We start from the raw sequence: 19,576 nt of genomic DNA, 5'->3' as shown, positions 1-19,576 counted from the left end.
CATGCGAAGCGTACGAATCGGAGTGGACACCGGGGGGACGTTCACCGACGTCGTCGCGGTGGACGAGCAGACCGGTGAGATCCTCACCACCAAGACCCCCTCGACGCCCGCGAACCCGGCCGACGGGTTCCTCGCGGGCATCGCCAAGCTGAGCGAGCTCGACGGCGGCGGCGGCTTCGACGTGGGCGGCATCGTGCACGGCACGACCGTCGCCACGAACCAGCTCCTGGAGGACCGCATCTCCGGCCTCGGCTTCATCACGACCGAGGGGTTCGAGTTCATCCTGGAGATCGCCCGGCAGAGCGTCCCCGACGGCTACGGCAACTCCTACTTCTGGGTGAAACCGCCGCGGATCGTCCCGGTGCATCACGTACGCACCGTCGGGGGCCGGCTCGACCACCTGGGCGCGGAGGTGCGGCCGTTCTCGGAGGAGCAGGCCGTCGAGGCGGCCCGCTGGTTCCGCGCCAAGGGCATCAACGCGATCGGCGTCTGCTTCCTGCACTCCTACGCCAACCCGGAGCACGAGCGGCGCATGCGCGAGGTGCTGTGGCGTGAGCACCCGGAGGCGGTGATCTCGCTCTCCAGCGACGTGCTGCGCGAGTACCGCGAGTACGAGCGCTCGGTCACCACCCTGGTGGACGCCGCCGTCAAGCCCGCGATGCGCGGCTACCTCGCCAACCTGTCCACCCGGCTCGGCCGCCCGTTCTCGGTGATGAAGTCCAACGGCGGCATCCTGTCGGCCCGCGAGGTCGTCAACCAGCCGATCACCACCGTCCTGTCGGGCCCGGCGGCCGGGGCGCTCGGCGCGGCGCTCATCGCCTCCACCGCCGGCCACAAGTCCGTGATCACGCTGGACGGCGGCGGGACCTCCACCGACGTGGCCGTGGTGATCGACGGCGAGCCGTCCATCACCACCGAGGGCACGATCGGACGCTACCCGTGCAAGATCCCGATGATCGACATCGTGACGGTCGGCGCGGGCGGCGGCTCGGTCGCGTGGATCTCGCCGGAGGGCACGCTCAAGGTCGGCCCGCGCTCCGCCGGCGCCGACCCCGGCCCGATCTGCTACGGCAGGGGCGGCACCGAGGTCACGGTCACCGACGCGCACGTCTTCCTCGGCCGGGTGCCGCCGCACCTGCTGGGCGGCGAGATCCCGCTGGACGCCGGGGCCGCCCGCGCCGGCATCGAGGCCCTGGCCGACAAGCTCGGCCTCACCCCCGAGCGCACCGCGACGGGCATCCTGGAGATCAGCGCGTTCAACCAGAGCAACGCGATCCGCCAGCTCACGGTGAAGCGGGGGCTGGACGTGCGGGACTTCCCGCTGGTGACGTTCGGCGGTTCCGGGCCGCTGCTGGCCTGCCGGCTCATCGACATCCTGGGGCTGCCCTCGGTCGTCGTCCCGCGCGACCCCGGCAACGTCTCGGCGTTCGGGCTGCTCACGGTGGACGTCAAGAACGACTACGTACGCACGTACGTCACCCGCGACCTGTCACTCGGCAAGGCCGCGGAGATCTTCGACGACCTGGAGCATCAGGCGGCGGAGGCGCTGGAGCGCGAGGGCTTCGCCGACCCCGTCCACATCCGCAGCGCCGACCTGCGCTACTACGGCCAGGGCTACGAGGTCAGGGTCCCCGCCCCGGCGGGGGAGATCGACGCCGAATGGCGGGCCCAGGTCGTCGAGCGCTTCCACGAGGCGCACGAGAAGCTGTACGGCTACGCCTACCGCGACGACCCCCGCCACGCGGTCGAATGGGTCAACCTGCGCGTCTCGGGCGTCGGGCCCATCACCCGCCCGGCCCTGCGTCCCCTGGACAAGCCGGGCGCGGGCGCGACCTCCGTACGGGCCGTGCACTTCGACGAGACCCGCGACACGCCGATCCACCAGCGTGCCGCGCTCGGCCCCGGCGCGACGGTGAGCGGCCCCGCCGTCATCGAGGAGTACGGCTCGACCATCCCCATCCATCCGGGCTTCACCGCGACCGTGGACGCGTACGGCAACGTGGAGGTCAAGCGTGACTGATCCCATCCTCATCGAGATCGTCGAGGGCACACTGGCGTCGGTCGAGAAGGAGGTCGAGACCGCGATCGCGCGCACGGCCCGCTCGCCGATGATCCGCGACGCGCACGACTTCCGCGCCGGCATCCACGACGTCCGCCTGCGCAAGCTGACCGGCCGCTCCTACAGCGCGCTGGTCCAGCCGGTCGTGCGCGACTTCCCGATCGAGACGATGCGGCCCGGCGACGTCTACTTCCACAACGACGTCTACCTGTCCGAGGGCGGCATCGGCCACCTGCCCGACCTGTGCGTGACCGTGCCGGTCTTCCACGACGGCGAGGTGGTGGCGTTCGTGCAGGCGTTCGGCCACCACGACGACATCGGCGGCAGCGTGCCGGGGTCGATGCCCTCGCACGCGCGCTCGGTGTTCGAGGAGGGCCTGATGGTCCCCCCGATCAAGCTGTGGGACCAGGGCGTGCCGAACGAGGCCGCGCTGCGCATCATGACCCGCAACTCCCGCATGCCCGACTCGCTGGCCGGCGACCTCGACGCCGAGTGCTCGGCCTGTCTGATGGGCGCGCGGCGGCTGGGCGAGCTGTTCGAGCGCTACGGCCGCGAGGCGGTCCAGGAGTGCTTCGACGCCATCATCGGCAAGACCACCGAGACCTTCCGCCGGGAGCTGCTGTCGAAGATCCCGGAGGGGACGTACGTGTGGGAGGACTACGCCGAGCACGACGGCGTGGACGAGCCCCGCCTGCACGCCCAGCGGATCACGTTGACCGTGGACCACGCCGCCGAGACACCGCTGACCATCGACTTCACCGGCACCTCGCCGCAGGCCAAGGGCCCGATCAACCACGCGGGCGACTACGCGGACGGCGTTTTCCTCAAGAAGTGGCTGGCCCCGATCCTGCGCAACCTGGCCGACACGCCCGAGCGGATGGCCGAGCTGGACGTCAACGAGGGCGTCGTGCCCCTCATCAAGATGATCTTCCCGGAGAAGGGCACGCTGCTCACGCCCGTCTTCCCCGCCCCGACCAACGCCCGCACGTTCGTCATCCTGCGCCTGCTCGGCGTGCTCGCCGGCGTGCTCGCCAAGGCCACCGGCGGGCGGATGCCGGCCGACCAGGAGACGATCCGCTACACCGGCGTGTACGGCGCGGACGCCGACGGGCAGCCCTACCTCATGCGCGAGGTCCTGGGCGGCGGCTCCGGCGGACGCTGGTACGCCGACGGCGAGGACACCATCCACGTCGTGCCCGACTCGCGCAACATCCCGGTCGAGTTCGCCGAGGCCCGCTGGCCGTTCCGGGTCGAGCGGCTGGGGCTCGCCTGCGACTCCGGCGGGCCGGGCACGTTCCGCGGCGGGCTCGGCTACGACAAGCACATCAGGATGCTGCGCGACGCCTCGTACATGTCGATCGCCGACCGTTCGATCCTGTCGTGCTGGGGCGTCAACGGCGGCCTGGCCGGGCGGCCGTTCCGGGTCGAGGTCAACGGCAAGGAGATGGACGGCCTGGTGGACGACTTCCCGGTGCACGCCGGCGAGATCATCCGCATCCGCACCACCGGGGGCGGAGGCTGGGGCTCCCCCTACGACCGCGACCCGCGCGCCGTCGCCGCCGACGTCCGCGACGGGAAGGTCTCGATCGCGGGCGCGCTCGGCGACTACGGCGTGGTCCTGGACGGCGACCGCATCGACGAGCGGGGCACCGCCGAGCTGCGCGCCACGCTGCGGCCCCCGTCCAACCGCTTCTTCGACCGCGGGCCGGGCTTCGCCAGGCTGTCGGGCGGCCGGACCCAGGCGGACGTGGACGAGCTCTGACCATGGCCGGCGCCGGACCTTCGCTGATCATCGCGGTACGCCACGGCGAGAGCGAGGCCAACCTCGCGCACCGGGAGGCGGGCGACCGGCCGCTGGTCTACGGGCTGGGCGACGACGAGGTGCGCCTCACCGCCCTCGGCCGGCGGCAGTCGGCGGCGCTCGGGCGGCTGCTCGCGGCGCTGCCCGCCGGCGAGCGGCCCGAGGCGGTGTGGTGCTCGCCCTACCTGCGGGCGCGCGAGACCTGGGAGGTCGCGGGGGACGGCTGGGGTGACACGCTGCCGGTCACCGTGGACGAGCGGCTCAGGGACCAGGAGCAGGGGGCCTTCGACCGGCTCAACCCGGCGGCCGTCCGCGAGCGCTTCCCTGAGGAGGCGGCGCGGCGCGAGGCGGCGGGCGTCTACGCCTTCCGCCCGCCCGGCGGTGAGTCGCTGACGGACGTGGTGGCGCGGGTGCGGGCGTTCGTACGGGACCTGGACGGGCAGGCCGGCGGCCGGCCGGTGCTGATCGTCGCGCACGACTCGGTGGTGCTGGCGCTCCGCCACGTCCTGGAGGGCGTCCAGAGCACCGGCCCGCCCCTCGCGCCGGTGCTCAACGCCTCGGTGTCGGTCTGGCGCGCGGGGGAGCGGTCCTTCGCGCCGGTGCGCTTCAACGACGTGGGGCACCTGGCGTGAGCGCTCAGGTGCGCACGACGAGGTCGGCGCGCTCGCGGGTGCCGTCCGCGGCGAACCACGCGCGCTCGGCCGCGAACCACTCCCGCCAGCGCGGGGCCAGCTCGGGCCCGTCCCGCGCCAGCACGCGGGCCAGCCGCACCGGCTCGGCGGCCTCCACCCACACCGTGTACGCCACCAGGTGCGCGGCCGAGGCGCGGGCGGTGCCGACGCCCTCGACGACGAGCACCGGCGCGGGCGGCACGGCCACCTGCTCGGCATAGGCGCCCCGCACCCAGTCGTAGCGCCGGAACCCGCCGGGCCGCCCGTCGCGCAGCGGCCGCAGCACCTGCTCCTCCAGCGCGTGGAACCAGCCGCCGGGGCCCTCCTCCCACGGCACGGGGAAGTCGTCGCTGTGGACGACCTGGCAGCCCAGCGCCTCCGCGAGCCGCCCGGCGAACGTCGTCTTGCCCGACCCGGCCGGCCCGTCCACGGCGACCAGGCGGACGGGGCCGCAGGAGGGCGGCAGGTCCCGGATGCGGGCGGCCAGCGAATTCACCGACCCAGGGTAGGTGACGGATCACCCGCAACTGAGAGAATGTTCTTTCACCCGACGCAAGCAGGAGGTTGACCGTGCTCGGACCCCTCGGCGACATCGTCGTGCTGGATCTGTCCAGGGCGCTGGCCGGGCCGCACGCCGCGCAGATGCTGGGCGACCTCGGCGCACGGGTGATCAAGGTGGAGCATCCTGACGGCGGCGACGAGTCGCGGGGCTGGGGCCCGCCGTTCGTAGGCCCTGATCACGAAATATCGACATATTTCCTGGCAGCCAATCGCAACAAGCAGTCCATCGCCCTCGACCTCAAGTCCGCCGAGGGCAAAGCCGTCATCGAACGCCTCGTCCGCCAGAGCGACGTCCTCGTCGAGAACTTCCGCCCCGGCGTGCTCGACCGCCTCGGCTTCTCCGTCGAGCGCCTGCACGAGCTCAACCCGCGCCTGGTCGTCCTGTCGATCACCGGCTTCGGCCACGACGGCCCCGAGGGCGGGCGGCCGGGCTACGACCAGATCGCCCAGGGCGAGGCCGGGCTGATGTCGCTGACCGGCCCCTCGCCCGAGGAGCCCTACCGCGTGGGCGCCTCGATCGCCGACCTGCTGGCCGGCATCCACGGCGCGTACGGCGTCGCCGCCGCACTCTACGAGCGCGAGCACACCGGCAAGGGCCGCGTCGTGCGCACGTCCCTGCTGGCCGCCGTCACCGGCGTCCACTCCTACCACGGCACCGCCTGGACGGTCGGCGGCCAGGTCTCCCGCGCCGCCGGCAACCACCACGCCTCGATCACCCCCTACGGCTCGTTCCGCTGCGCCGACGGCATGCTGCAGATCGCCGCCGCCAACGACGGCCAGTGGCGCAAGGTCGCCGGGCTGCTCGGCATCGACCCCGACACCCCGCGCTACCGCACCAACCGCGACCGCCGCGCCCACCGCGACGAGCTGGTCGCCGAGATGGAGAAGGCGCTGGCCGCCCACGACCGCGCCCACTGGCTGGCCGAACTCGGCGCGGCCGGCGTGCCCGCGGGCGCGATCCGCTCCATCGACGAGGTCTACACATGGGAGCAGACCCGCTCGCAGGGCCTGGTCGTGGAGGTCGACCACCCGGTGCTCGGCCGGGTCGAGCTGCCGGGGCCGCCGCTGCGCTTCGACGGCCTGCCCGCCCGCGAGCACACCGCGCCCCCGATGCTCGGCCAGGACGGCGAGACGGTGCTCGCCTGGCTGGAGGAGCGCGAACGATGACCGCCACGCGACGCCACCGGCGCTCGCGCGTCAACACCGCAGGGCCGACCACGAGGGAGCGAGAGTGAGCCGTCCGGACGCGCGCACACTGATCGAAACGGTCCTCGACAGGGGGTCGTGGAAGTCGTGGGACGCGCCGCCCGCCGACCCGGCCGAGCCGGGCTCTCCCTACGCCGACGAGCTGGCCGCCGCCCGGGTCAAGTCCGGCTACGACGAGGCCGTGATCACCGGCGAGGGGCTGCTCGACGGCCGCAGGGTGGCGGTGGTGGCCTCCGAGTTCTCGTTCATGGCGGGCTCCATCGGGGTGGCCGCGGCCGAGCGGATCACCGCCGCGATCGAGCGGGCCGGCCGCGAACGCCTGCCGCTGCTGGCCGCCCCCGCCTCGGGCGGCACCCGCATGCAGGAGGGCGCGCAGGCGTTCGTGCAGATGGTGAAGATCACCGTGGCGATCCAGGGGCACCGCGCGCTCGGCCTGCCCTACCTGGTCTACCTCCGCCACCCGACGACCGGCGGCGTGCTGGCCTCGTGGGGGTCGCTCGCGCACGTCACGGCCGCCGAGCCGGGCGCGCTCATCGGGTTCATGGGGCCGCGGGTGTTCGAGGCGCTGCACGGCTACCCGTTCCCCGAGGGCGTCCAGGTCGCCGAGAACCTCTTCCACAAGGGCCTGCTCGACGCCGTGGTGTCGGCCGACGCCCTGCGCCCGGTCGCGATCCGCGCGCTCGGCGTGCTCGCCGCCGACCTGGGCGCGGTCGAGGCGGGCGAGCCGCCGGAGGAGGACCTGCGCCCGGCCGAGGCATGGGAGGCGATCACCCGCTCGCGGCGCGACGACCGGCCCGGCGTACGCAGTCTGCTCAAGCTCGCCGCCACCGAGGCCACCCCGCTGAGCGGCACCGGCACCGGCGACAACGAGCCAGGACTGCTGCTCGCGCTGGCCAGGTTCGGCAGCGCGCCGGCCGTGGTGCTCGGCCAGGACCGGCGCATCCAGCGGGTCAGCGCGCCGCTCGGCCCGGCCGCGCTGCGGGTCGCCAGGCGCGGCGTACGGCTGGCCGGCGAGCTGGGCCTGCCGCTGGTCACCGTCATCGACACCGGAGGGGCCGACCTGTCCAAGGCTGCCGAGGAGGGCGGCCTCGCCGCCGAGATCGCCCGCTGCCTGGCCGAGCTGGTCATGCTCGACGTGCCGACCGTCTGCCTGCTGCTCGGCGAGGGCGCGGGCGGCGCGGCGCTGGCCCTGCTGCCCGCCGACCGGGTGCTGTGCGCCCAGCACGCCTGGCTGTCGCCGCTGCCGCCGGAGGGGGCCTCGGCGATCCTCTACCGCTCGGTCGACTTCGCCCCCGAGATCGCCCGGCTGCAGCGCGTCCGCGCCACCGACCTGCGGCGCGACGGCATCGTGGACCGGGTCATCCCGGAGATGCCCGACGCCGCCTACGAGCCGCGGCAGTTCTGCGAGCGGGTGGGGCGGGCGCTGGAGCACGAGATCGCGATGCTGCTGCGCCAGGACCCGGCCGACCGCCTCGCCACCCGCCTGTCCCGCTACCGCAACCTCGGCACCTGACCGCCGCCGCAAACTTGGCGGTCCGACCGCTACCGAGTCCTCGCGCCTGACCACTGCCGCAACTTTGGCGTGTGACCACGCCGCGACCTCGGGACCTGACCGCTACCGCGACCTCGGCGCCTGACCGCCGCTGCCCGGGCGCTGGAGGCGCCGGCCTCCGGGCTCAGCGGGCGGCGCGCCACTCCGGGGCGAGCACCGACCAGATCTCCATGTCGAGCCGCCGCCCCCGATGCGAATAGTGCTCCCGCAGCACCCCGTCGCGGGTCATCCCGAGCCGCCGGGCCACCGCGATGCTGGCGGCGTTGTCGGCCGCCACCCACCACTCCACGCGATGGATGCCGCGCTCCTCGACCGCCCAGTCGATGATCACCCGCACCGCCCGCGTGACCAGCCCCTTGCCCACGGCCGCGGGCTCCAGCCAGCAGCCCGCCTCGGCGACGCCCTGGGCGACGTCCATCGTGCGGAACAGCACCCCGCCGACCAGCAGCCCGTCCAGCCAGATGCCGTAGAGCCGGCCGCTGTCGGCGGCGGCCTTGTCGGCGTAGGACACCAGGTAGGACCGGGCGGACTCCAGGTCCGTCACGACGTCGGCGAGGCCGGTGTAGCGCCCGATGTGCTCCCTGCCGCGCTCCATGTGCGCCAGGAACTCCTCCGCCCGCCACGGCTCCAGGGCCGCCAGCAGCGCGCCGTCGTCACCGAGTTCGACCGCGAAGAGCTGCCTCATGGCACCGGGATCCGCTCGACCCTGATGGAGAAGACCTCCTCGCGGGGCACCACGACCTCGTAGGCCCCGTGATCCACCATCCAGTAACCCAACGCCTCCGCCTTCATCCCGCTGTGCCCCGTGTAGGCGATGTGCAGGCCGTCCTCGTCCTCGTCGAGGATGACGCACGGCTCGCCGCCGAACGCCCCCACGGTGCGGACGAGCACCAGCCACTCGACCTCGGCCCGCGCCACCTGCCGCCGCCAGTAGCCGCTGGCCGGCTCGAAGCCCGGCAGCTCGGCCTCGCTGAACAGCACCACCTGGCCGTCGTCAGGCCCCACGGCGGCGGGCAGGGTGTGCTCACCGAAACGGGCGACGAAACCGGAGGCGACCGGCGTGATCTCCTCGCTCATGCGGCGGGCCGCCAGGTCAGCCCGTCGTAATCGGCGAAGGGCCGCTCGCCGTCGCGCGTGACGTGCACGATCTCCGCCCCGGCGGGGATCGGCATCGGCACGGTGTGGAACTGCGGCACGACGTGGTCGGGCGAGGTGGTGAAGCCGTTGCCGGCGAACGGCGGGGCGTCGCTCCAGTCACCGCCCATGTGCGGACCGTACGGCACCGCGTAGGTGTCGGCGTCGCGGGCGTACCAGCGCATGACATACACCTCGGGGACCTCCGCGAACAGCTCCGAGCCGTCGAACGACAGATCGAGGCCCCAGTAGAGCGCCTCGGGGGTGGTCAGCCTGACGCAGTCCTGCACCCGGTAGACATATCCGGAGATCACCGTCCGCTTGCCCGACAGATAGGGGACGAGCAGACGCGGCGGGATCACTTTCTGCATCTGCGTTCCGCTCACGCTACTACTTTACGGTCGGTTGACCCCTACAAGACCCGGTGTTGAAGGCAGGGCAGCGTCGCCCGCGCCGCCTCGGCGTACGCGCGGTCGATCTCGACCACCTGCACCCCCGGCGCGGTGCCCAGGTCGGCGCGGACCACGCCGAGCGGGTCGACCAGCATGCTGCGGCCCACGCCGTAGCCGTCGGAGGACTCTCCCGGGTTGGGCGCCTGGCCGACGGCGGCGGTCCACATGGTGTTCTCCAGGGCCCGCGCGCGGACCAGGGTCGTCCAGTGGTCCTCCTTGAGCGGCCCCGACCCCCAGGCGGCGATCACCGCGAACAGCTCGGCCCCCCGGTCGACGAGCGCCCGGCCCAGCTCGGGGAAGCGTACGTCGTAGCAGGTGATCAGCCCGATCCTGAGTCCGGCCAGCTCGACCACCGCCGGCTCGGCGCCCGGCTCGACCAGGTCGGACTCCTTCGCGCCGAAGGAGTCGAACAGGTGGATCTTGCGGTAGGCCGCCCGCAGCTCCCCCTGGGCGTCGAGCGCCACGGCCGTGTTGCGGACCCGGCCGTCGCCCGGCTCGAACGTCCCGGCGATCACCGCCAGGCCGTGCTCGCGGGCCGCCTCGGCGAGGCCCGACACGAACGGCCCGTCCAGCGGCTCGGCGAGGCCCGTGATGCGCCGGCCGTAGCGGGTCAGCGTCGCCTCGGGGAAGATCGCGAGGTCGGCCCCCTCGGCGCGGGACAGCGCCTCCCTGGCCCTCTTGAGGTTGGTCGAGGGGTCAGGGGAGACCGGAATCTGGCAGAGGGCGATTGTGGTCACGGCCCGACTCTAACCGGTTGGGCACCCGCCGAAACCAGGTCAGGCACCGCCAGACCCACTCCAGTGGCCCGTACCGGTAGCGGGCCAGCCACCACCGGCTCCCCAGCGCCTGCGCGGCGATGGTGACGGCGGCGAGGCCCACGACCGCCCAGCGGGTCGGGTCGGCGCTGACCAGCGGCAGCGTCAGCACGATCAACGCGGTGCCGGTCACGTAGTTGGTCAGCGCCATCCGGCCGAGCGGCTCCAGCACCGCCGACAGCCACGGCCGCAGCACGAGGAGCAGCCCCAACGAGTACGCCAGCGCCCCCGCCAGCGCGGCCACGCTGTAGGCGTTCCAGTCACCGGTGGTGAAGGCGACGTAGCCGAGCAGCGCCGAGACGAGGGCGCTCGCCGCGAACCCCGGCAGCAGCAGCGACCGGGGCGGATTCAGCCGCCACAGCCCCATGCCCACCAGGAGCAGGCCGGGGATCAGCCACGAGCCGCCGCCCTTGGCGAGCAGCCCCCACGCCAGCCCCGCCACGCCGAGCGCGAGCTGCGCCCAGCCGCCGGGGATGAACGAGGCGGGCAGCAGCGCCACCGCCCCCCAGAGCGCGTAGTCGGTCAGCACCTCGCCCTCGTAGAACAGCCCCTGCGCCAGCCCGAAGCAGTAGAGCCAGAACAACCGGCTGAGCAGCGCCCACCTGCTGTTGCCGCGCAGGAACAGCATGAAGCTGATGCCGAACAGCGCCGAGAAGATCGGGTAGAACCGGCTCTGGAAGAGCTGGTCCACGACGAGGTCCACGGAGGTGGCCGGCGCGTTGGGGACGCGCGTGTGCTGCCAGGTGTTGACCAGCATGATGCCGCACACCGCGAACCCGCGGAGCGCGTCGAGCTCTCTGATGCGCGTCACGTCACCCAGAGCATCCACCATACGAGGAATCCGGCGCCCACCGCGGTCGCGGCCCAGCCGGGCCACCGGCGCCACCGCAGCAGCGCGCCGGCCGCCGTGAGCACGACCGAGGCCACCGCGATCCACGTGTACGGCACGACGTCGGCGGGCAGTCCGACGGCCAGCGCCGTCGCGTTGCGTGCCGCGAGGCCGTAGACCGCCTGGGCGGTCAGCCCGGCGAAGGCCACCCCGCACAGCCCGCCGTACGCCGCGAGCGCCCGGCCCTTCAACGCGGCCGCCACGAGCTGCGCGAGCGCCGTCAGCGCGAAGATCGCGAACGGCGCGGCCAGCCAGGGCGCCCGCGCGATCGCGTACGGCGCCGCGGTCACCCGCAGGTCCTCCCGCCGGCCGCCGTCCGCGTCCTGACAGGAGGCGGCGGTCCCGGCGGCCGGGTCGGCGACGAACTCGACGATCATGCGGCGGGCGCACGCGCTGGACAGGAAGACGGCGTGGGAAGCGCCGGGGATCTCGGCGAAGCGGCCGTCCGGCAGCGCCTCGGCGGCCGGCCTGCTGGTCCTGACGGGCGTGGTGGGGTCGTACTGGCCGCCGAGCACGAACGCGGGCGCGCGCGGTGCCGCCGCGCTGGGCTGCGAGCGCGGCAGGGCCCAGGCGTCGCAGACCGCCTTGTCGGCGTTGTGGGTGAACAGCCGGGAACGACCTGCGGAGGCGTTGAACGGCAGCTCGTCCTGGCACTGCACCGCGTGGTAGAGCCCGAACTCGTGCGAGACCAGCCCCTCGCCGGCGGCGTCGGCGAGCGGCCGCAGCAGCTCGTCGCGGCCCTCCGCCAGCGCGGGCAGCAGCGCCGGGGCCACCGCCGCGACGTCCGCCCCTGCCAGCCCCTCGAACAGCACGGCGGCCACGTCGTCGCCGCTCAGCCGCGCGGTGAACTCCTGCCCCAGCAGCGGATCGGTGGCCGGCACGTGGGCGGGGGAGGCGTTGAGCCGGGCGGTCACGGCCTCGAAGGCGTCCTTCACGCCGAGCTTCGCCATCGTGTCGGCCAGGTTGCGCTCGGCGTCGTCGTACCAGTTGACCCCCTCCGGCAGGAACGAGTCCAGCACCAGCGACCGGGTGCCCTCGGGGTCGGCGGCGGCGGCCTCCGCCATGACGCGGGTGGAGTAGCTGACGCCGAACAGGTTCCAGCTCGGGTAGCCGAGCTCGCGGCGCAGCGCGACGACGTCGGCCGCCATCTCCTTGGTGGTGTAGCCGCGCAGGTCCACGCCCTGCTCGCGGAGCCGGTCGCGGCAGGTGACGGCGGCGGCGGCCACGTCGGCGGGCGGGCGGCGGAGCTGCCCGAGCAGCGCCTCGGCGGTCTCGGGGCAGTCCAGCGCCGGCTCGGACCAACGGCCGCCGCGCTGTTCGAGCGCCACCACGTCCCGGTCGGGGAACATCTGGGCGAGAAAGCCGGTGAGCTGCAGCGACGCCGAGCCGGGGCCGCCGCTCATGTAGACCACGGGGTCCGGCCTGCGCTCGCGTACGGTCGAGCGGTGGACGGCGTAGCCCACCCGGATGGTCCGTCCGGGGGCGTCCCTGCGCTCGGGGACGAGCAGGAAACCGCACGTGGTGCCGGCGGGGACGGCGACCGGACAGGGCCGCGCGGGCGGCGCTGAGGGGCTCATGACCGGCGGCGCGGACAGGACGAGAGCGAGCACGACCCGAAGGATCACCCGACGAGACTAATAGTCTGGGACCGTGACGGAACCACTAGTGTCCAGGATGCGTGCTTTTGGCACGACCATCTTCGCGGAGATGAGCGCGCTCGCCGTACAGACCGGCTCGATCAACCTCGGCCAGGGGTTCCCCGACACCGACGGACCGGCCGCCATGCTCGACCGGGCGGTCCAGGCCGTCGGCTCCGGCGCCAACCAGTACCCTCCGGGGCCCGGCGTGCCCGAGCTGCGCCGCGCGGTCGCCGAGCACCGGGCCGACCACTACCGGCTCGACTACGACCCCGCCCGCGAGGTCCTGGTCACGGTGGGCGCCACCGAGGCGATCGCGGCGAGCGTGCTGGCGCTGTGCGAGCCCGGCGACGAGGTGATCGCCTTCGAGCCCTACTACGACTCCTACGCCGCCTCCATCGCCCTCGCCCAGGCCCGCCTGGTGCCCGTCACCCTGCGGCCGGTCGAGGGCCGCTTCACCTTCGACCCCGACGAGCTGCGCGCCGCCGTCACGCCGCGCACGCGCGCCGTCCTGGTCAACTCGCCGCACAACCCGACCGGCACCGTCTTCACCCGGGAGGAGCTGGAGGTCGTCGCCGAGCTCTGCCGTGAGCGCGACCTGATCGCGATCACCGACGAGGTGTACGAGCACCTGACCTTCGACGGCGTCGCGCACGTCCCGATGGCCACGCTGCCCGGCATGCGCGAGCGGACGGTGATGATCTCCTCCGCCGGCAAGACGTTCTCGGTAACCGGCTGGAAGACCGGCTGGGTGTGCGCGCCGGCGCCGCTGGTCACGGCGGTGCAGACGGTCAAGCAGTTCCTCACGTTCACGGCGAGCGCGCCGTGGCAGCTCGCGGTGGCCTACGGGCTGCGGCACGAGCTGGAGTGGGTGTCCGCGCTGCGTTCCGGGCTCCAGGAGAAGCGCGACCGGCTGATGGAGGGGCTGGCGGCGGCCGGGTTCGAGGTGCTGCGGCCGGCCGGCACCTACTTCGTGCAGACCGACATCAGGCCGCTCGGCTTCACCGACGGTCTGGAGCTGACCCGGCGGCTGCCGGAGCTGGCCGGGGTGGTCGCCATCCCGACCCAGGTCTTCTACGACCGCCCCGAGCGCGGCAGGCACTACGTGCGTTTCGCCTTCTGCAAGAAGGACGAGGTCATCGACGAGGCGGCGGCGAGGCTCAAGCGCCTGTCGGCCTGAGGCTCAAGCGGCTGTCGGCCTGGGGCTCAGGCGCCTGTCGGTCTGGGGCTCAGGCGCCCGTGCCCGTCAGGCCGCGCTCCCGTCGAGCGGCGTCAGCGTGGCGCTGGCCGCCTCGTGGTCCATGCCGGTGGCCTCCAGCAGGTCCACCACGACGGACCGGAGCTGCGCGATGATCACGTGCGCGGAGAACCCCAGGTGCTCCGGCCGCTCGCGGCCCGCCACGGCGAGCAGCGCCTGCCTGGCCAGCGTCGGCTCCCGGCCCGCGCCGAGTTCGAGCTGGAGCAGCAGGGCCGCCTCCGACACCTCGCGCATGGCCTCGGCCAGCGCCGCTGGGGGAGGGCTCGCCTCGCCGAGCGAGGCCAGCGTCCGCCGGCACAGCACCCGTACGTTGCGCATCGCCAGGTCCACCGGGAGCACGGCGGCCTCGTAGCGGGCCAGGCGGGCGCGCCGGTGCCAGTGCAGCGGCGAGATCGTGGTGATCTCCTTGCTGGTCTCCAGCGCCTTCTCCAGCTCCTCCACCAGCGCCTGGGTGCCGCGCGCCGCTTCCAGGGCCTCGGCCGCGAGGTCCACGTCCCGCCTCTCGATGGCCTCGGCGGCCCGCTCCAGCGCGGTGGACAGCGCGTCCAGCACGTCGGACAGGTGCTTGCCCGCGATGGTGAACGGGCTCGCGGGCATCAGCGCGACCGCCGCGATGCCGATGACGCCGCCGGTCAGCGCGTCGGCCATGCGGTCCAGGCCGCCGGCCCCCTCGACGGGGACGAGCGTGGCCACCAGCACCGCCGACGAGCCGGCCTGCGCCACGAACAGCGCCCCGCCGTCCAGCAGCACCGCGATGGCCATGGCGAGGGCCACCACGAGCGCGATCTGCCAGGGCCCCGAGCCGATCCAGGCCACCAGCAGGTCGCCCACCCCGACGCCGAGGCTGACCCCGACGATCAGCTCCGCCACCCGGCGCAGCCGCTGCCCGAGTCCCACGCCCACGCAGATGAGCACGGAGATCGGGGCGAAGAAGGGCCGCGGGTGGCCGAGCAGCCGGACGGCGACGATCCAGGCCAGCGCCGCGCCGACCGCGCACTGCGCGATGGACGGCCACGCCAGGGCGAACGTGCCCAGCCGCTCCCTGACATGCTCGCTGAGCCTCGTACGCACCTTTTCACCTTGGCGGATCTTTATGACATTCGGATCACTTCAGCCCGTTCTAGCCGATTTGCACGACCCGCGTCCAATGAGCGACGTCTCACACCGGCAGGAAGCCGTCCACGGCGCGCAGGAACCCCGCCCGGTCGCCGGTGTGGATGAGGTGTCCCGCCTCGATCGTCACCAGCTCGGCCCCAGGGACGCGCGCCGCGAGACCCGCGGCGTCGAACGGGCTGGCCGCCCCTCCCGACAGCACCAGCGTGGGCGCCGTGATCCTGGCCAGCCCGTCGAGCCAGGCCGGGTCGGGGTCGAGCATCTGCCGTTCGGTGTCGTGCATCATCCGCCAGTCGAAGCCGGTGGAGTCCGTGGAGTCGTCCTCGACGAGGGGTGAGCGGCCCTGGAGCGGCAGCGGCGGCGGGACGTCCTCCAGCACGAGCCTGGCGACCCGCTCGGGATGGTTCGCGGCGAGCAGGTACGCCACCATGCCCCCCAGCGAGTGCCCGATCACCGTGGCCCGCGCCGCCCCCGCGTGGTCGAGCAGGCCGGCCAGGTCCTCGGCCATGGCGGGCAGCGGGTAGTCGCCCGGCCGGTCGCTCCTCCCGTGACCCCGCAGGTCGGGCGCGAGCACGTGGTAGCGGGCGGCGAAGTGCTGGGTGATGCCGTTCCAGTCGTTGTGGTCGGCCGTCCGGCCGTGGACCAGCAGCAGCGGCGGAGCCTCCGCGTGCCCTTCCTCCCGGTACACGAGCTTGATCCCGTTCACATGTGCTTCGCGAATCACGCGGATCAGCGTACGGCGCGCCTTGACATGGCGGACGGCCTTCATGGGCAGACATTGCCCATGAAGGCCGGTGGCGGGCTCGGCTAGCGTCGCCAGGGGTGCACAGAAAGGGTGGTCGCATGCCGGAACCGATCGAGGTCCGCAAGGTGCCGATCGAGAGCGTGACCGACGCCTCCGGGCTGTCACGTCTCATCGCCGAGGGCGTGATCGAGGCCGAACGGGTGCTCGCCGTCGTCGGCAAGACCGAGGGCAACGGCGGCGTCAACGACTACACCCGCATCCTGGCCGACCGCGCCTTCCGCGAGGTGCTGGCCAGGCACGGGCATCCGGCGCCGGAGAACGTCCCCCTGGTGTGGTCGGGCGGCACCGACGGCATCCTGAGCCCGCACGCGACCGTCTTCGCCACCACCCCGGCCGAGCGCGCCCCCGTCACCGACGAGCCGCGACTGTCGGTCGGCGTCGCGATGAGCGAGGTCATCCTGCCCGAGGACATCGGCCGCCCCGCCATGGTGGAGAAGGTCGCCGCCGGGGTCCGCGAGGCCATGAAGATCGCCGGCATCGACGACCCGCGCGACGTCCACTACGTGCAGACCAAGACGCCCCTGCTCACCCTGGCCACCATCACCGACGCGCGCAGCCGCGGCAAGGACACCGCCATCGAGGAGACCGGCCCCTCCATGGACCTGTCCAACTCGACCACGGCACTCGGCATCGCGGTGGCGCTCGGCGAGATCGACATGCCGCGCGCCGAGCAGATCCACAAGGACCTGTCGCTCTACTCGTCCGTGGCCTCGTGCTCGTCGGGGGTCGAGCTGGACCGGGCGCAGATCGTGCTGGTCGGCAACGTACGCGGCATCGGCGGGCGCTACCGCATCGGCCACAGCGTCATGAAGGACGCGCTCGACGCCGACGGCATCTGGGCCGCCATCCGCGACTCCGGCCTGCCGCTGCCCGAGCGCCCGCACCCGTCGGACCTCGGCGGGCGGCTGGTCAACGTCTTCATGAAGTGCGAGGCCGACCCGTCCGGTCGGGTACGCGGCCGGCGCAACATCATGCTCGACGACTCCGACGTGCACTGGCACCGGCAGATCAAGGCGGCCGTGGGCGGCGTCGCGGCGTCGGTGACCGGCGACCCCGCGGTGTTCGTGTCGGTGGCGGCCGTACACCAGGGCCCGTCGGGCGGCGGCCCGGTCGCCGCCATCGCCGACCTGGGCGAGTAGGTAAGGGCAGAGTGGCTTCCGCCGCTCTGCCCCACGCTCTTCTAGCTATGTAGACTACGAGCTATGAAGAGCAACGCACCCCGGATGACCCTGCCGACCCAGGCCGTCCTGCGCGCCCTGCTCGCCGACCCCGCCCGCGAGCGGTACGGGCTGGAGCTCTGCGACCTCGCCGGGCTGCCCGGCGGCACCGTCTACCCCATCCTGGCCAGGCTGGAGCGGCTCGGCTGGGTGGAGAGCCGCTGGGAGGAACCCAGCGCCCACGAGGAGGCGGGCCGCCCCCGCCGCCGCTACTACCGCATCACCCCCGACGGGGCCGAGCGCGGACGGGACGCCGTCGCCCGCGCCTACCGCTCCCGCCGCCAGCCCGTCCCGGCCTGGCTGCTCCACCCGGGAGGCACCTCATGAACCGCGGCGACCCCCTCGGACCTCTGCTCCGAACCACCGGCGAATGGCTGGACGGCGAACGGCTGCGGCTGGTGCGCCGCGCCTACGAGGTGGCCGCCCACTGGCACGACGGGCAGCGGCGCCACAGCGGCGACCCCTACGTCACGCACCCGCTCGCGGTCGCCGTGATCCTCGCCGAGCAGGGCGTACGCGACCACGAGATCCTGTGCGCGGCCCTGCTGCACGACGTGCTCGACGACACGGCGTGCCCCGAGGCGGAGCTGGCCGAGTTCGGCGAGGACGTCATGGCGCTGCTGCGCGGGCTCTCCGCGCTCGACGACCCCCGCGGCCTGCCGCCGGACCGGCGCGACCTCGCCGACGAGCGCGTCCTGGCGCTCAAACTCGCCGACCGCCTGCACAACCTGCGCACCGCCCGCTTCCTCCCGAAGGCCAAACGGGCCCGCAAGGCGCGGGAGACCCTGGAGCTGTACGTGCCCGCCGCCGGAAGGGCGGGCCTGGAACGGGTGGGGGAGGAGCTGCGGCGGCTGGCCACCGCCAACCTGCCGGGGAACGGGCCGTACCGGCTCGTCAGGGCGGGCGCGGTCCTGCTCCCGCCGCACGCCCGAGCCCGCTACCTGGAGGAATGGCTGGCCGAACTGCACACCATTCCCGGCCGCCGTGAGCGGAACCGGTTCGCCGCCGGCCTGCTGCTCGGAATGCCGAGCCTGGCCGCGGCCCTCGGCCGCTGGGACGTCGCGAGATGGGCGCGGGCACTGGGGGCGCGCCGAGGGCTGCGGGAGCTGGGGGCGCTGCGAGCGCTGCGGGGCAGGATCGGGGCCGGGCGCAGGCGCAGGTAGTCTCGGGTGCTGTGCCGAGCATCCCGCGACCCCTCGACCCCACCGACGACGGCGGCGCCCCGCCCGCCGTGGCCGCCGCCCTCGCCGCCCACCGCGACGGCACGGGCGACGTCGCCGCCGTGCTCAACGCCCTCGCCGGGGCGCGGCTGCTGGTGCCCGTGGTGGCGCTGCTGACCCAGTCCGAGGTGGGCGAGCACGGGCTGCGGCAGGAGAAGGAGAGCGAGATGGCCCTGCCCAAGCTCGTCGGGCAGGACGGCAGGCACGCGGTCCCCGCCTTCACCGGCACCGACGCGCTGACCAGGTGGCGGCCGGACGCCCGCCCGATCCAGAGCACCACACTCCAGGTGTGCCGGGCCGCCGCCCAGGAGGGCGCGGCGGCGGTCGTGATCGACGTGGCGGGGCCGGTGCCGTTCGTGATCGAGGGTGCGGTGCTGGAGGCCCTGGCGGCCGTCGAGTCCGGCACCGCCGCCCAACTCGACCGGGCCACCGTCGCCCGCGTCGAGCCCACCCCGAAACGCCGCTGGTTCTCCCGCCGCTGACCCGCCAGGCCGCCTGGCGGGGGGCGACCCTTGCTCCCCTGATCCACCCACAGCTGGACCGGTGCCGGTGAACGGGGCGCCGGGCGGCGTGTCGCGCACTAGGGTCGGCTCGTGGTCGCACTCATGGCGCTGGCCGGCCTGGTCTGCGGACATCGCATCAGGGCGCTGGCCGACACCTACACCCCCGCGCCCCCCACCTCCGGAACAGGGATCGAGCTGCTGACCGCCGCCGTGGCGGCACTGACCGCGTGGCGCATGGGCCTGCCGTACGTGCCGTTCGCCGTGATCGGGGTCGCCCTGGCCGTGATCGACTGGCGCACCACTATCCTGCCCGACGCGCTCACGCTCCCCGCGTACCCGATCACCGCCCTGGCGCTCTGGCCGACAGGGGAGCTGCCGCGGGCGTTGGCCGGAGCGGCGGCGCTGACGGCGCTCTACGGGCTGCTCTGGTTCGCCCGCCCCGAGGCCATGGGGCTCGGCGACGTCAAGCTGGCCGGGCTCATCGGGCTCAACGCCGCCGCGGCCGGCTGGCCCGCGTGGGTCGCCGCGGCCTTCGCCGGGCAGGCGCTCGGCGCGCTCTACGCACTCGCGCTGCTCGCCACGCGGAGCGGCACGCGGCACACACAGTTCCCGTTCGGCCCGTTCATGCTGATGGGCGCGTTCATCGTGCTGTGTCTCGACGGGTGAACGTGGGTCAGCCCACT

At 73.7% G+C, this 19,576-nt stretch carries 20 protein-coding genes; 11 read left to right on the top strand and 9 right to left on the bottom strand.

Annotation, left to right across the window (positions count from 1 at the left end):
* Window position 1 precedes the first annotated feature (1 nt).
* From ABD292_RS27285 to ABD292_RS27275, 3 genes are read left to right on the top strand one after another with little or no spacing between them, the layout of a single operon-like run.
* Complete coding sequence (locus tag ABD292_RS27285) at window positions 2-2,020, top strand: hydantoinase/oxoprolinase family protein (RefSeq protein ID WP_344212111.1); 2,019 nt, start codon at window positions 2-4, stop codon at window positions 2,018-2,020.
* Window positions 2,013-3,821 (top strand): hydantoinase B/oxoprolinase family protein, encoded by a 1,809-nt coding sequence (locus tag ABD292_RS27280; RefSeq protein WP_344212109.1) that lies wholly within the window; start codon window positions 2,013-2,015, stop codon window positions 3,819-3,821. The genes ABD292_RS27285 and ABD292_RS27280 overlap by 8 nt, the downstream gene beginning before the upstream one ends.
* Before the next feature lie 2 nt (window positions 3,822-3,823).
* Window positions 3,824-4,492: a histidine phosphatase family protein gene (locus ABD292_RS27275; protein ID WP_344212107.1), complete on the top strand. Its 669-nt coding sequence runs from the start codon at window positions 3,824-3,826 to the stop codon at window positions 4,490-4,492.
* A 4-nt stretch (window positions 4,493-4,496) separates the two neighbouring features.
* Here the strand turns inward: ABD292_RS27275 and ABD292_RS27270 are convergent, their stop codons facing one another.
* Window positions 4,497-5,027, bottom strand: coding sequence for a uridine kinase family protein (locus tag ABD292_RS27270; protein WP_344212105.1), 531 nt, complete (start codon window positions 5,025-5,027; stop codon window positions 4,497-4,499).
* A 74-nt stretch (window positions 5,028-5,101) separates the two neighbouring features.
* Here ABD292_RS27270 and ABD292_RS27265 point away from each other — a divergent pair, with 74 nt between their 5' ends.
* Window positions 5,102-6,259 carry a CaiB/BaiF CoA transferase family protein gene (locus ABD292_RS27265; protein ID WP_344212103.1) on the top strand — a complete coding sequence of 386 codons (1,158 nt, stop codon included), beginning with the start codon at window positions 5,102-5,104 and terminating at the stop codon, window positions 6,257-6,259.
* Between the two features lie 64 nt (window positions 6,260-6,323).
* Entirely contained in the window at window positions 6,324-7,811 is a 1,488-nt protein-coding gene (locus tag ABD292_RS27260) for a carboxyl transferase domain-containing protein (protein ID WP_344212101.1), read from the top strand.
* A 163-nt stretch (window positions 7,812-7,974) separates the two neighbouring features.
* Here ABD292_RS27260 and ABD292_RS27255 read toward each other — a convergent pair whose 3' ends face one another.
* From ABD292_RS27255 to ABD292_RS27230, 6 genes are read right to left on the bottom strand one after another with little or no spacing between them, the layout of a single operon-like run.
* A complete protein-coding gene (locus ABD292_RS27255) occupies window positions 7,975-8,535 on the bottom strand; it encodes a GNAT family N-acetyltransferase (protein ID WP_344212099.1) in 561 nt (186 codons plus the stop codon).
* Window positions 8,532-8,927, bottom strand: coding sequence for a hypothetical protein (locus tag ABD292_RS27250; protein WP_344212097.1), 396 nt, complete (start codon window positions 8,925-8,927; stop codon window positions 8,532-8,534). The genes ABD292_RS27255 and ABD292_RS27250 overlap by 4 nt, the downstream gene beginning before the upstream one ends.
* Window positions 8,924-9,370: a hypothetical protein gene (locus ABD292_RS27245; RefSeq protein ID WP_344212095.1), complete on the bottom strand. Its 447-nt coding sequence runs from the start codon at window positions 9,368-9,370 to the stop codon at window positions 8,924-8,926. The genes ABD292_RS27250 and ABD292_RS27245 overlap by 4 nt, the downstream gene beginning before the upstream one ends.
* A gap of 26 nt (window positions 9,371-9,396) precedes the next feature.
* Window positions 9,397-10,173 (bottom strand): carbon-nitrogen hydrolase family protein, encoded by a 777-nt coding sequence (locus ABD292_RS27240; RefSeq protein WP_344212093.1) that lies wholly within the window; start codon window positions 10,171-10,173, stop codon window positions 9,397-9,399.
* Window positions 10,133-11,062: a DUF418 domain-containing protein gene (locus tag ABD292_RS27235; protein WP_344212091.1), complete on the bottom strand. Its 930-nt coding sequence runs from the start codon at window positions 11,060-11,062 to the stop codon at window positions 10,133-10,135. The genes ABD292_RS27240 and ABD292_RS27235 overlap by 41 nt, the downstream gene beginning before the upstream one ends.
* Window positions 11,059-12,765 carry an alpha/beta hydrolase gene (locus tag ABD292_RS27230; RefSeq protein ID WP_344212089.1) on the bottom strand — a complete coding sequence of 569 codons (1,707 nt, stop codon included), beginning with the start codon at window positions 12,763-12,765 and terminating at the stop codon, window positions 11,059-11,061. The genes ABD292_RS27235 and ABD292_RS27230 overlap by 4 nt, the downstream gene beginning before the upstream one ends.
* A 25-nt stretch (window positions 12,766-12,790) precedes the next feature.
* Between ABD292_RS27230 and ABD292_RS27225 the strand changes: the two genes are divergently transcribed.
* Complete coding sequence (locus ABD292_RS27225; RefSeq protein ID WP_344212087.1) at window positions 12,791-13,957, top strand: pyridoxal phosphate-dependent aminotransferase; 1,167 nt, start codon at window positions 12,791-12,793, stop codon at window positions 13,955-13,957.
* Window positions 13,958-14,023: 66 nt separating this feature from the next.
* Here ABD292_RS27225 and ABD292_RS27220 read toward each other — a convergent pair whose 3' ends face one another.
* Complete coding sequence (locus ABD292_RS27220) at window positions 14,024-15,106, bottom strand: FUSC family protein (RefSeq protein WP_344212085.1); 1,083 nt, start codon at window positions 15,104-15,106, stop codon at window positions 14,024-14,026.
* 88 nt (window positions 15,107-15,194) lie between these two features.
* The gene (locus ABD292_RS27215; protein WP_344212083.1) at window positions 15,195-15,872 is read right to left on the bottom strand and encodes an alpha/beta fold hydrolase; all 678 of its coding nucleotides are present in this window, start codon (window positions 15,870-15,872) and stop codon (window positions 15,195-15,197) included.
* A 119-nt stretch (window positions 15,873-15,991) separates the two neighbouring features.
* Between ABD292_RS27215 and bar the strand changes: the two genes are divergently transcribed.
* The 5 genes from bar to ABD292_RS27190 all read left to right on the top strand — a co-directional run bounded on the left by bar (window position 15,992) and on the right by ABD292_RS27190 (window position 19,559).
* The gene (gene bar / locus ABD292_RS27210; protein ID WP_329574096.1) at window positions 15,992-17,092 is read left to right on the top strand and encodes a barbiturase; all 1,101 of its coding nucleotides are present in this window, start codon (window positions 15,992-15,994) and stop codon (window positions 17,090-17,092) included.
* A gap of 63 nt (window positions 17,093-17,155) precedes the next feature.
* The gene (locus ABD292_RS27205) at window positions 17,156-17,497 is read left to right on the top strand and encodes a PadR family transcriptional regulator (RefSeq protein ID WP_245774847.1); all 342 of its coding nucleotides are present in this window, start codon (window positions 17,156-17,158) and stop codon (window positions 17,495-17,497) included.
* Window positions 17,494-18,333, top strand: coding sequence for an HD domain-containing protein (locus ABD292_RS27200; protein ID WP_344212080.1), 840 nt, complete (start codon window positions 17,494-17,496; stop codon window positions 18,331-18,333). The genes ABD292_RS27205 and ABD292_RS27200 overlap by 4 nt, the downstream gene beginning before the upstream one ends.
* A gap of 11 nt (window positions 18,334-18,344) precedes the next feature.
* Window positions 18,345-18,872 (top strand): SseB family protein, encoded by a 528-nt coding sequence (locus ABD292_RS27195; protein WP_344212078.1) that lies wholly within the window; start codon window positions 18,345-18,347, stop codon window positions 18,870-18,872.
* Between the two features lie 111 nt (window positions 18,873-18,983).
* Window positions 18,984-19,559 carry a prepilin peptidase gene (locus tag ABD292_RS27190; protein WP_344212076.1) on the top strand — a complete coding sequence of 192 codons (576 nt, stop codon included), beginning with the start codon at window positions 18,984-18,986 and terminating at the stop codon, window positions 19,557-19,559.
* Window positions 19,560-19,576: the final 17 nt, after the last annotated feature.

Origin of the sequence: Nonomuraea bangladeshensis (assembly GCF_039529455.1) — a bacterium.
Classification (GTDB): Bacteria; Actinomycetota; Actinomycetes; order Streptosporangiales; family Streptosporangiaceae; genus Nonomuraea; species Nonomuraea bangladeshensis.
The sequence above is the reverse complement of the archived record's forward strand: the minus strand, read 5'-3'. Positions and strand labels throughout refer to the sequence as shown.